Here is an 11,898-nt window from a genome sequence, read left to right on the forward strand (position 1 = left end):
ATGATCAGGGCATGCTGATCCGCCTCGTCCCACCGGTGGTCATCGCGTTGGCGCTGACCGCGTGCTCGTCCACCACCCCGGCCCAGCAGGCCGGAGCCCCCGCCGTCACGGCGGAGGAGATCGGCTGCCTCAAGACCGGGCAGTCCGCGGCGCCGGTCGCGCCCACGACGACCACGCAGGCGTTCCGGGCGGCACCCCGGGTCCGCCAGGACGACGAGGAGAAGGGCGCCGACGCCGTCTCCGCCGAGATCCGGCGCCAGCTCGACACCTACCAGAAGTCGGACTACCAGCACACGACCACGGTCAACCGCTCCGCGGGCACCTACATCGTCGACTGCTCCGGCTGGGGCAACGTCCTGCTCCGCGCCGCCGACTGCCCCGCCTACGCCGACCTGGTGCGCATCACCAACGAGACCAGGGGCACCGGCTTCCTCGCGGGCTGCGACCTCGGCGTCGGCGCCATCGAGCACGGCCCCTACGCCGCCGACTGGGCCGCCATGCTCACCCAGATCGAACCCGGCACCACCAACGGCCACTGGACCCGGGTCCGCACCGTCCCCGCCCTCACCCCCGGCGACATCGTCACCTACGCCCTGGGCCCCGGCGCCACCGACACCGGCCACGTCATGTTCGTCGCCGCCAAACCCACCCCCACCAAGGACCCCACCCGCTGGGTAGTCCCCATCGCCGACTCCACCGCGTTCCAACACGGCCCCACCGACAGCCGCAAGAACAACCCCCGCAACGTCGACGGCAAGGGCATCGGCACCGCCGAGATCACCCTGATCACCGACGCCGCCGGGGTGCCGACCAACCAGTTCCTCTGGTACCCGACAGCCCCGAACGTGGACACGGTGCCGAACCCGGTGCTGTTGGGGCACCTCAACTAGCTGTTTCCCGCGTACCTAGAGCGCTATGCCGGTGTAGTTCTCGGCCAGGGCGGTGGTGGCCGCGCGGGAGGCGGTGAGGTGGCGGAGCCGGGCGAGTTGGAGGTGGGTGTCGAACTCCGACTGGTCAGGGGCCAGGTGCAGGGTCGTGGTCATGAAGTGGGAGAAGTGCTGGGCTCGCCAGACGCGGTGCAGGGCGGTTCTCGGGTAGGCGTCCAGCAGGGCGGGGGAGCCGGTGCGGTTCAGCTGGTCGAAGGCGGCGGCGAGGAGGGTGACGTCGGAGGCGGCCAGGTTGAGGCCTTTGGCGCCGGTGGGTGCGACGATGTGGGCGGCGTCGCCCGCCAGGAACAGGGGGCCGTTGCGGAGGTTCTCGGCGACGGAGGCGCGCATGGGGAGTACGGACTTGGCGGTGATGGGGCCGCGGTGGGGGCGGTGGTCGGCGAGGCGGTGCTCGAGTTCGGTCCAGACGCGCGAGTCCGGCCACGCGTCGGGGGACTCGCCGTTGGGGACCTGGAGGTAGAGCCTGCTCACCGACGGCGAGCGCATGCTGGCCAACGCGAAGCCGCGCCGGGAGTGCGCGTACACCAACTCGTGGTGCACCGGCGGCGCGTCGGCCAGGATCCCCAGCCACGAGTACGGGAACGCGCGCTCGTGCACCGGCCCCGGCACCAGCCCGCGGGTCACCCCGTGGAAACCGTCGCAGCCCACCACGTAGTCGCACACCAGGGTCCCGCCGTCGTGGTGCACCCTCGGGCGGCCGTCGAGGTCGGTCACCGCGTGGACCTCGGTGTCGAACAGCAGCGGCAGCCCGTCGCCGAGCCGCAGCGCCACCAGGTCCTTGACCACCTCGGTCTGGGCGTAGATCCACACCCGCGCGCCGGTCGTGCCGAGGAAGTCGACCCGGTGCGCCGCGCCGTCGAACACGAGGTCGATGCCGTCGTGCGGGATGCCCTCGCGGTCCAGCCGCTCCGCCGCCCCCGCCGCGCGCAAGGTGTCCACCGTGCCCTGTTCGAGGATCCCCGCCCGCTGCCGCCGCTCGACGTACCCGCGGTCACGGCTCTCGAACACCACGCTCTCGATCCCCGCGCGCTGCAACAACCTGCCCAGCAGCAATCCCGCGGGCCCGGCGCCGACGATCCCGACCAGCAGGCTCATTCCAGGACCTGTTGCGCGATGGCGAAAGCGGCGTTCGCGGCGGGCACCCCGCAGTAGATCGCCGACTGCAACAGCACCTCGCCGATCTCGTCGCGGGTGAGCCCGTTGCCCAGCGCCGCGCGCACGTGCATCGCCAGTTCGTCGTGGTGCCCGCGCGCCACCAACGCGGTCAGCGTGATGGCGCTGCGCGTGCGCCGGTCGAGCCCGGGCCGGGTCCAGATCTCGCCCCACGCGTAGCGGGTGATCAGGTCCTGGAACGCCTCGGTGAACGGCGTGGTCCGCGCGATCGCCCGGTCGACGTGCTCGTCGCCCAGGACCTCACGCCGCACCCGCATCCCCGCGCGATCCCCGTCCAGGAAGGCGAGCAGCGCCGCGGTCACCGCCTCCGGTCGATCCACGACGGCCAGGTGCGCGGCCCCGGTGATCTCGGTCAGGCTCGCGTCCGGGATCCCGTCGACCAGCTCACGGGCCAGCGCGGGCGGTGTTGCCGGATCCGCCCGCCCCGCGATCACCAGCGTCGGTGCCTGGATCTCGGGCAACCGGCCTCGAATGTCGTAAGTGGACAGCGCGTCGCAACAGGCGGCATACCCGGAAGCGTCCACAGTGGCTAGATCGTTGACAAGTCGTTTGCCCAAAGGGGACGAACCGGCGCCGGCGAACCACCGTGCCACGGTCGGCTCCAGCAACGACGCCGTCCCGTTGGCCCGCACGGACTCCGCCCGCTCCCGCCACTGCCGCGACTCGCCGAACCGCGCCGACGAACACACCAGCGCCAGCCGTCCGACCCGGGCGGGCTCCAGCAACGCCAGCGTCGCCCCGACCGCGCCGCTGATCGAGATCCCGGCGTAGTCGAACCGCTGCCAGCCGAGGGAATCGGCCAACCGCAGCACCAGCCGGGCCAGGTCCTCGACGGACGCTCCGGCCGGGAGTGACGGCGTGCCCGCGTGGCCGGGCAGTTCGAACCGCGCCACCCGGAACCGCCTGGCCAGCGCCGGGACCTGGTGGTCCCACACCGCGCTGGAGGTCCCCACCGACGGCCCCAGGACCAGCGGCGGCGCGCCATCGGGTCCGTCGAGCCGGTAGGTCAGGTCAGCAGAAGTCAAAGAACACCGTCTCTCGCTCGCCCTGCAGCCGGATGTCGAACCGGTACAGACCAGCGCGCTCGCGCACCGCCAGCAACGTGTCCAGCCGCTCCGCCGGCAGGTCGGGGAAGTCCGCGCGCACGTGGTCGGCCCGCTCCGGCAGGTACACCCGCGTGTAGAGGTGCCGCAGCAGCCCCCGCGCGAACACCGCCACCGCCAGGTACGGGGTCGCCCCCGGCCGGTGCGGGCCCGGCGCCACCGTGCGCACCGCCCAGTGCCCGTCCGCGTCGGTCGGCACCCGGCCGAACCCGGTGAACGCCGTCCCGTCCCGGCCGACGACCTCGCTGGTCACCTGGTCGTGCCGCAGCGAGCCGGGCGCCCCGGCCAGGCAGCCGTCCCGGTCGGCCTGCCAGATCTCCACCAGCGCGTCCGGCACCGGGCCGCTCGCGCCGTCGAACACCCGGCCGTGCACGGTGATGGTGTCCGGGTCGCCGTGGCCCGCGATGTGGCCGCCGCCGGTGAAGGGCAGCGCGTAGCCGAAGAACGGGCCCACGGTCTGCGCCGGGGTCGGCGGCAACCAGCCGGGGGCGTGCCCGCCGGGAGGGTGCGGGTCGGGCTGTGGCGTCATCGATCCTCGTACGGCGTCATCGATCCTCGAACAGGGTGCGGGCCGGTCCACCCAGGACGATGTCCCAGCGGTAGCCCAATGTCCACTCGGGCAGGGACAGGTCGTGGTCGTACACCGCGACCAGCCGGTCGCGCGCGGACTGGTCGGTGACCGACCGCAGCACCGGGTCGTACGGGAACAGCGGGTCGCCGGGGAAGTACATCTGGGTCACCATGCGCTGGGTGAACGCGGTGCCGAACAGCGAGAAGTGGATGTGCGCGGGCCGCCACGCGTTGAGGTGGTTGCGCCACGGGTAGGCGCCGGGCCGGATGGTGGTGAAGTTGTACTCGCCGTCGGAGTCGGTCAGGCAGCGCCCGGAGCCGGTGAAGTTCGGGTCCAGCGGCGCGGGGTGCTGGTCGAGGTCGTGCGCGTAGCGGCCCGCGGCGTTGGCCTGCCAGATCTCCACCAGCTGCCCGGCCAGCGGCCGCCCGGTGCGGTCCAGCACCCGCCCGGTGATGGTGATCCGCTGCCCGGCGGGCTCACCGGTCTGGCCGAGGGTCAGGTCGTTGTCCAGCGCGGACACGTCGGTCACGCCGAACACCGGGCCGGTCAGCTCGACCGCCTCGGGGTCCACGACCGGCAGCGGCGCCTGCTTCGGGTGGCGCAGCGCGCTGCTGCGGTAGGGCGGGTAGTCCCGGTCGGGGTGGTCCGGGTCCGGTGGTGGTCGCCGGTCGGCCTCGGCCATCGCGGCGTCGATGTCGCGTTGGGTCGGTTCCCCGGTCAGCGGTGTCGGCGGTCGCACGGCCTTGCTCCCCTCAGCGCGCTTGCAGGTCGGCGTCGGTCCGCGCGGCCACCTCGGCCGCGCTGACCCCCGGTGCCGTCTCGACCAGCACCACCCCGGTGGCGCCCACGTCGAGCACGGCGAGGTCGGTGATGACCCGGTGCACGCAGCCGCGGCCGGTCAGCGGCAGGGTGCACCGCCGCACGATCTTGGGCGCGCCGTCCTTGGTGGTGTGCGTCATGACCACGATGACCCGCCGGGCGCCGTGCACCAGGTCCATGGCGCCGCCGATGCCGGTGACCAGCTTGCCGGGCACCGCCCAGTTCGCCAGGTCGCCGGTGGCCGACACCTGCATGGCGCCGAGCACCGCGGTGTCGATGTGCCCGCCGCGGATCATCCCGAACGACAGCGCCGAGTCGAAGTAGGCGGCTCCGGGCAGCACCGTGACGGTCTGCTTGCCCGCGTTGATCAGGTCCGGGTCGACCGCGTCCGCGGTGGGGAACGGCCCGGTGCCCAGGATCCCGTTCTCCGACTCCAGCGTGACGCTCACCCCCGGCGGCAGGTGCTCGGGGATCAGCGTCGGCAGCCCGATGCCCAGGTTCACGTACTCGCCGTCGCGCAGCTCCGCCGCCGCCCGCGCCGCCATCTGCTCCCTGCTCCAGGCCACTACTCGGCCCGCCCGCGCACCGTGCGGAACTCGATCTTCTTGTCGGCGGCCTGCTGCGGGGTCAGCTCGACCACCCGCTGCACGAACACGCCGGGCAGGTGCACGTGGTCCGGGTCGATCTCACCCGGCTCGACCAGCCGCTCGACCTCGGCGACGGTGGTGCGCCCGGCCATCGCGGCCAGCGGGTTGAAGTTGCGCGCGGACTTGGTGAACACCAGGTTCCCGTGCCGGTCGCCCACGGCGGCCCGGACCAGCGCGAAGTCGGTGGTGATGCTCTCCTCCAGGACGTACTCGACGCCGTGGAACACCCGGGTCTCCCTGGCCGGGGAGGCGAGGGCCACGGTGCCGTCGGGGTGGTAGCGCCAGGGCATCCCGCCCTCGGCGACCTGGGTGCCCACGCCCGCCGGGGTGAAGAACGCGGGGATGCCGTGCCCGCCGGAGCGCAGCCGCTCGGCGAGGGTGCCCTGCGGGATCAGCTCGACCTCCAGCTCCCCGGCCAGGTACTGGCGGGCGAACTCGGCGTTCGCGCCGATGTAGGACCCGGTCACCCTGGCGATCCGCCCCGCCGCGAGCAGCACGGCCAACCCGGAGTCCAGCGCGCCGCAGTTGTTGGACACCACGTGCAGCCCACCCACCCCGGCCTCGTGCACCGCCTCGATGAGCGCGTTCGGCACACCGCTGAGCCCGAACCCGCCCACGGCCAGGCTCGCGCCGTCGGCGATGTCGGACACCGCTTCCTTGGCACTGGTGATGACCTTGTCCATGTGCTGCCTGCCCCAGGTGGTTGGTCTGCTCTGCTGTGGTCTTGCTCTGCCTCGGTGTGCTGTGGTCTGCCTCGGGTGTGTGGGTGGGTTCGCTTGGGGGTGTTCGCCTGGTGAACTTGTCTTCACCGTGTTCTCGCGGACGAGTGTCGGGCCGGGGCTGGGATGCTGTCAACCGGACCGGAATGTTGGATGACCTGGCGTGGGCTGGTCGGGGCAGGGGGTCACGGCCGTTCAGTGGCTGGGGTGGGTGCGGTTGGGCATGGTGGGCTGGGTGCTGGTTGGGGGTTGTCCACAGGCCTCTGGCTCGCTTGGTGTGTTGAGTCGGTGCTGCTCGGTAAGCTGTATATCGGGGGCTGCTGTGGCGAGTTTGATCTTGAGCTGGGGGTCGGCGGCTCCCGTGCTCGCCTGCGGCGTCGACGGAACCGCCTCGCCTTCGGCATTGGCCTTGACGCGAGTTTCGAGCTGTGCTCGATGCGGCGAACTCGTTTTGCGCGGGGCCCCTACGACACCCGGGCAGAACCACAAAGCAGGGGCCCACAAACAGGCCCTGCCACGGTGAGCGACGCTACGGGTGCCGTCCCCCCCCCCCACACACAAAACAATTCCACCCCATCGAGCCGGCTTGGCACCAGCGAAACCGAGGAGCGCTTGTCGGCCAACGTCTGTGAGGGCCGGGTGGGGGCCAACGTTGTTGGGGGTCCTGGCTTCTAGCGTCCCTACTTGATGGGGGGTTAGACCTTGGGGACTGTGGCGAAGCGCTCGGTGACGTGGAGGTCGGATTCGATGGTGGTGGCGGCGTGGTGGAGGAGGGGGAGGACGTCGGTCAGGCATTCTTCGGGGGTGCGGCGTTGGCTGTGCATGGCGACGTTCACGGCTGCGACTACTGCTCCGGCTCGGTCACGTACCGGTACCGCCACCGAGCGCACGCCGATCTCCAGTTCCTCGTCGACCACTGCGTAGCCCTGGGTTCTGACCTCGTCCAGTGCGGCTAGCAGTTCCGCTCGGCCGGTGATGGTGTGTGGTGTGAGTGGCCGCTGCTCGGTTCGGTCCAACCGCCTGCGTAGTTCGGTTGGGGGGAGGCTGGCCAGGAGGACTCGGCCCATTCCGGTGGCGTATGCCGGGAAGCGGGTGCCCAGGGTGATGTCGATGTCCATGATCCGCCGGGTCGCGGCTCTGGCGACGTACTGGATGTCGCGGTCGTCCTCGGCGGCGATGGCCAGGGAGGAGGAGTCGCGGACCTGGGCTGCCAGTTCTTCCAGGTGCGGGGTGGCGATCCTGGCCAGTGTGGTCGCGGCCAGGACCGGGAAGCCGAGGCCGAGCACGCGGGGTGTCGGGCGGAACAGGCGGCCGTCGGTGCTGACGTAGCCGAGGTGGACGAGGGTGATCAGGGCGCGCCTGGCCGTGGCCCTGGCCAGGCCGGTGGCGTGGGCGACGGCGCTCAGGCCCAGTTCGGCGCGGCCCGCGCCGAACGCGGTCAGCACGGTCAGGCCCCTGGCCAGCGACTCGATGAACTCGCGGCCCAGCTCCTGCTTCGACGCCCCGGTCCACGCCGCCAGGCCCACCGCCGAGTCGCCGTCCGCGGGCTCGCGCGCGGTCCGCAGTTCGTGCTCCATCGCGGCGGCGGCGTCGCGCAGGCAGGGCAGCAGCTCCCTGCGCAGCGACTCGGCGCTGTGGCGGCTGGTGTGGCTCGACACGCTCGTCACGCAGGCCACCCGCCCGTCCGGCGCCCGCACCGGCACCGCCAGCGCCACCAACCCGCGCTCGACGAGCTGGTCGTCCACCGCCCACCCGCGCTCACCGGCCGACGCCACCAGGGCCGGGAAGTCGGGCGACGGGCCCTGGCGCGGGCCCACGGCGGGGAAGCCGTGGTCGTCCGGGTCGGCGACGCGGCGGTCCTGCCAGCGGGCCCAGTCCTGCTCGTCCCAGCCCGTGGCGACCAGCTGCCCGGCGGCGGTGCGCTCGGCGGGCAGCAGGTCGCCGATGCCGAAGGTCAGCGACACCGCCCGGCGCCGGGTGGCGTGCTGGACGAACCGGACCCCGTCGCCGTCCCCGACGGCCAGCGACACCGACTCGTCGAGCTCCTGGGCCAGCCGCCGCGCCATCGGGCCGAGCCGGTCGGGGATGCCGAGCGCCGCCAGGTAGGCGTTGCCGAGCTCGAGCAGCCGCGGCGCCAGGCCGACCTCGCGCCGGTCCACCCGCAGGTAGCCCATCCGGGCCAGGGTCGCCACCACCCGGTCCACCGTCGAGCGGGCCAGGCCGCTGGCCCGCTGCAGCTCGCTGGGGCTGAGCGTGCCACCGGCGTCGGTGAGCAACCGGGTCAGCAGCAGGCCCCTGGCCAGCGGCGCGACGGCGTCCACCGGGACGTCGGCTGGGGCTGGGTCCTCGGGCGTCGGTGGCATCGGCTCTCCGTACGTGGTCAGCGCTAGACCCTAAACGACCACATGCGACCCTGGATGACCCCGGTCACGCCCGGTGCCCGGCTAGTTGCCCGCGGTGGGCTGCGTCGGCGGCTGGCCGCCCTCGGTGCCCTGCTCACGGACGGTGGTCGCGGTGGCGGTGTCGCCGGACACGGTCGCCACGACGGTCACCGTGTCACCCGAGGCGATGTCGTCCGTGGCCGCCCCGCTGGCGGTGCCCGCGGTGAGGTCGGTGTCCGCGGTGATCGTGTAGGTCTTGGTGTAGCCGTCCTCGCTCACCGCCGTCAGCTCGGTCGCGCTGATCGCGGTGACCTCCCCAGTCTGCAACACCTGGGTCGTGGTGCCACCGGACCCGTCGGAAACCTGGAACTCGCCGTGCAGCGCGCCGGTCAGCCCGCCGCCGGGGCCCACGCCGCCGCCCTGGCCGCCCGGACCCTGGTCCGTGGTCTGGCTGGTGTCGCTGCCGGTGGCGGCGTAGGCCGCGTACCCGCCCGCCCCGGCGATCCCGACCGCGACGATCATGGCCAGCGCGGCCCTCCTCGGCGACCAGCGGCGGGGGGTGGGGGAGTCGCCCTTCTCGGCCGGAGCGCCCCAGGTGGACTGGTCGGTGGTGGGGGACTCGGTGTTCATGCGGTGCTCCTCGGGTGTCTGCGCCGTTCGTTCGGTACGCACCGAGGTTCGCCGCCGCCGCTATGCCTGGCCTGTGTGGTCGGCCAGAGGACCCTGTGCGGTGGGCGCGGTCCACTGTGGGCACTTCGGCGGTCGACAAACAAGATCATCTAATGGTCGCCCGGGTGCCGGGCCGCGCATAGGGTTCGCCCGCAGGAAGGGAGTTCCATGCTGAAGCGACTCACCCTCGTCACCCTGGCCCTGCTGGTGGCCGCCACCGCCCCCGCCGCGGCCGCCGCCCCGACCCCCACCGGGGAGGTCGTCTACACCACCCGGAGCGCGGGCAAGGTCCTCGCGCTCACCTTCGACGACGGTCCGGCTCCCGAGATCACCCCGGCGCTGCTGGACCTGTTGCGGGAGCACCGGATCCGCGCGGTGTTCTGCCTGATGGGGTCCACCGCGGCCCAGGCGCCCGACCTGGTCAAGCGGATCGTCGCCGACGGTCACCCGCTGTGCAACCACTCGTACGCGCACGAGGACCTCTCGGCGCTGACCCCGGCGGAGGTCCGGGCCAACCTGACCGCCACCGACGCCGCCATCCGCCAGGCGGCGGGCAACCCGGGCCTGCCGATCCCGTACTTCCGGGCGCCGTTCGGCAGCTGGGGCAACGGGGTCACCGACATCGCCGCCTCGCTGGGCCACTCGTCGGTGGCCTGGACCGTCGACCCCCGCGACTGGGACGGTTCCGCCGCGCCGGTCCTGGTGGAACGGCTCGCCGCGCAGGTCTACCCGACCGCGGTCGTGCTGTCCCACGACGGCGGTGGCGACCGCCACCCCACGCTCGCCGCGTACCAGCAGCTCATTCCCCGCTGGAAGGCCGAGGGCTACACCTTCGACCTCCCCGCGGTGACCGGTGGGCCGTACCCGCCCGCGTGCACGGCTCCCGTGTGGCAGAAGAACTCCACCTACGTCGCGGGCAACCGGGTGTCGCAGGACGGGAAGCTCTACCAGGCCAACTGGTGGACCAGGTCCGAACGGCCCAGCGGGGCACCGTGGACGTGGACCAGCCTCGGCGCCTGCTGACAGTTCCGTGCATTGTGGCTGATAATGCGGAGCCCGGTCACCGGTGGTGGCCGGGTTCCGTCATTCGTCGCGCTACAAGGGTTTTCGCGGCGTCCAGTGGGGTGGCGCCGGTGTCGAGGATCGTGCGGACGGTGTCGGCGATGCGGTCGACCTCCGCCAGTGCGGCGTCGTGCGGGAGGCGGTCCACCTCGCGGGCGATGGTGTAGATGATCCCGCCCGCGCTCGCGACGAAGTCCGGGATCCAGGTGATCCCCTTGTCCGCCAGGGTGTCGGCGACGTCGTCGGTGACCAGTTGGTTGTTCGCCGGGCCGACGACGAGGTCGGCGGCGATCTCGGTGTCGTGGTCGATCAGGCCGCCGATGGCGGCGGGGATGAGGACGTCGGCGGGAACGGTCAGCGCCTGTTCCGGGGCGACCCACTTGGCGCCGAGTCTTGTTGCCGGCAGGTGTTTTTCGGCGTCGATGTCTGTGATGGTGACCTCGGCACCGTCGCGGATGAGGCTCTCCGCCAGGTACGCGCCCACCGAACCGAGCCCGACCAGGACCACCTGTTTCCCGGCCACGGAACCGGTGGCCGCGCGCAGTGCCGCCCGGACGCCGATCGCGGTGGGTTCACTGGACGACCCGCTCCCGCCCGCGGACTCGGGGGCGCAGAAGGCGTGCGGGAACTCGAGCATGTCCGCCGGGCCGGTGCCGATGTCGGGGCCCGCGCGGTAGTCGCCGTCGAAGTCGGCGATGAGGTCGGCGTGGTCCAGGATCGCGGCTCGGCGGAGGTCCGGGTCGAGTCGCGTGCCCGGGGGCAGCGCGATGACGCTCTTGCCGCCGCCGAACGGGACACCGGCGGCCGCGCACTTCGCTGTCATCGCACGGGAAAGCCGCAGCACATCGGCGATCGCGGCGTTGAGGTCCGGGTAGTGCTTGAGCCTGCACCCGCCGATCGCCGGTCCCCGCGCGGTCGAGTGCACGGCGACCATCGTCGGCAGCCCCGAGCGTGCGCCGCGGCGGACCACCAGTTCCGAGTGCTGTGCGTCCATTCCCTGTCCCTCCCGGATGTCGAACACCTCACGGCCGGAAAGCTAGGGTGATCACCAGGCAGGTGGGGGCGCCGCCGAACGAAGTTCGGTGGCCGGGGGAGTGGGGGCGTCGTGGACGACGTTGATTCGGCGATCGTGCGGCAGTTGCAGCTGGACGCGCGGCAGTCCAACCGCGACATCGCGGCCAAGGTGGGCATCGCGCCGTCGACCTGCCTGGAACGCATCCGGCTGCTGCGCGCCCGCGGCGTGATCCTCGGCTACCACGCCGAGATCGCCCCCGCCGCCCTCAACCGGGGCGTCCAGGCCATCGTCTCGGCCAAGGTCCGCCCCCTGAGCCGCCGGGTGATCGACTCCTTCCAAGCGGGCCTGGCCACCCTCCCCGAGGTGGAGTCGATCTACGTCACCGCGGGCGACGACGACTTCCTCATCCACGTCAGCGTCCAGTCCATCGACCACCTGCACGCCTTCCTGGTCGACCGACTGGCCGTCCGCCAGGAGATCGTCACCTTCCGCAGCAACATCATCTACCGCCACCTCCGGGACCCGGTTCTGGAGCCCCTCCCCGCTCCGTAATCGCTTCTTGCCGCGATCTTCCTTTGGCTGGTCTGTGTTATCCGCATCGCTTGATCCGCTAACCGCTATCAAGATAATGGGCAGAAGGTGGAGAGCGCTGGAGCAGCCGGTGAGCCGACACGTCACCACAAACCGCGCCTGGAGGGGAGACCGGGACCTTCAGCGATGTGACTCGGGTCAACGGGTTGTGCCAAGGGGTGTCAAGGTCCTGACGTGCGTGATGGTGACGGGGGTGTGTGG

At 72.1% G+C, this 11,898-nt stretch carries 12 protein-coding genes; 3 read left to right on the forward strand and 9 right to left on the reverse strand.

Features of this window, described 5'->3' with window-relative positions; genetic code table 11:
- The first annotated feature begins 11 nt into the window (after nucleotides 1-11).
- On the forward strand, nucleotides 12-890 hold the full coding sequence (locus tag BMY07_RS01400) for a hypothetical protein (RefSeq protein WP_092774543.1): 879 nt from the start codon (nucleotides 12-14) through the stop codon (nucleotides 888-890).
- Nucleotides 891-905: 15 nt separating this feature from the next.
- Here BMY07_RS01400 and BMY07_RS01405 read toward each other — a convergent pair whose 3' ends face one another.
- The 8 genes from BMY07_RS01405 to BMY07_RS01440 all read right to left on the reverse strand — a co-directional run bounded on the left by BMY07_RS01405 (nucleotide 906) and on the right by BMY07_RS01440 (nucleotide 8,990).
- Nucleotides 906-2,042, reverse strand: coding sequence for a 4-hydroxybenzoate 3-monooxygenase (locus BMY07_RS01405; RefSeq protein ID WP_092774544.1), 1,137 nt, complete (start codon nucleotides 2,040-2,042; stop codon nucleotides 906-908).
- Entirely contained in the window at nucleotides 2,039-3,145 is a 1,107-nt protein-coding gene (gene pcaDC, locus BMY07_RS35130; protein WP_092774545.1) for a bifunctional 3-oxoadipate enol-lactonase/4-carboxymuconolactone decarboxylase PcaDC, read from the reverse strand. The genes BMY07_RS01405 and pcaDC overlap by 4 nt, the downstream gene beginning before the upstream one ends.
- On the reverse strand, nucleotides 3,132-3,752 hold the full coding sequence (pcaG, locus tag BMY07_RS01415) for a protocatechuate 3,4-dioxygenase subunit alpha (RefSeq protein ID WP_092774546.1): 621 nt from the start codon (nucleotides 3,750-3,752) through the stop codon (nucleotides 3,132-3,134). The genes pcaDC and pcaG overlap by 14 nt, the downstream gene beginning before the upstream one ends.
- Before the next feature lie 16 nt (nucleotides 3,753-3,768).
- A complete protein-coding gene (pcaH, locus tag BMY07_RS01420) occupies nucleotides 3,769-4,476 on the reverse strand; it encodes a protocatechuate 3,4-dioxygenase subunit beta (RefSeq protein WP_092774926.1) in 708 nt (235 codons plus the stop codon).
- A 70-nt stretch (nucleotides 4,477-4,546) separates the two neighbouring features.
- Entirely contained in the window at nucleotides 4,547-5,179 is a 633-nt protein-coding gene (locus BMY07_RS01425) for a CoA transferase subunit B (RefSeq protein WP_092774547.1), read from the reverse strand.
- Nucleotides 5,179-5,943, reverse strand: a complete 765-nt coding sequence (locus BMY07_RS01430) for a CoA transferase subunit A (protein ID WP_092774548.1) — start codon at nucleotides 5,941-5,943, stop codon at nucleotides 5,179-5,181. The genes BMY07_RS01425 and BMY07_RS01430 overlap by 1 nt, the downstream gene beginning before the upstream one ends.
- Before the next feature lie 731 nt (nucleotides 5,944-6,674).
- Entirely contained in the window at nucleotides 6,675-8,342 is a 1,668-nt protein-coding gene (locus tag BMY07_RS36025) for an IclR family transcriptional regulator domain-containing protein (protein ID WP_092774549.1), read from the reverse strand.
- A gap of 81 nt (nucleotides 8,343-8,423) precedes the next feature.
- A complete protein-coding gene (locus BMY07_RS01440) occupies nucleotides 8,424-8,990 on the reverse strand; it encodes a hypothetical protein (protein ID WP_092774550.1) in 567 nt (188 codons plus the stop codon).
- Nucleotides 8,991-9,197: 207 nt separating this feature from the next.
- Between BMY07_RS01440 and BMY07_RS01445 the strand changes: the two genes are divergently transcribed.
- Nucleotides 9,198-10,052, forward strand: coding sequence for a polysaccharide deacetylase family protein (locus tag BMY07_RS01445; protein WP_092774551.1), 855 nt, complete (start codon nucleotides 9,198-9,200; stop codon nucleotides 10,050-10,052).
- 37 nt (nucleotides 10,053-10,089) lie between these two features.
- On the opposite strand, the gene BMY07_RS01450 is transcribed toward BMY07_RS01445, so the two are convergent.
- The gene (locus BMY07_RS01450; RefSeq protein ID WP_092774552.1) at nucleotides 10,090-11,085 is read right to left on the reverse strand and encodes a Glu/Leu/Phe/Val dehydrogenase dimerization domain-containing protein; all 996 of its coding nucleotides are present in this window, start codon (nucleotides 11,083-11,085) and stop codon (nucleotides 10,090-10,092) included.
- Nucleotides 11,086-11,196: 111 nt separating this feature from the next.
- Between BMY07_RS01450 and BMY07_RS01455 the strand changes: the two genes are divergently transcribed.
- On the forward strand, nucleotides 11,197-11,658 hold the full coding sequence (locus BMY07_RS01455; RefSeq protein ID WP_092774553.1) for an Lrp/AsnC family transcriptional regulator: 462 nt from the start codon (nucleotides 11,197-11,199) through the stop codon (nucleotides 11,656-11,658).
- Nucleotides 11,659-11,898: the final 240 nt, after the last annotated feature.

The organism is Actinokineospora terrae, assembly GCF_900111175.1.
GTDB classification, from domain to species: domain Bacteria; phylum Actinomycetota; class Actinomycetes; order Mycobacteriales; family Pseudonocardiaceae; genus Actinokineospora; species Actinokineospora terrae.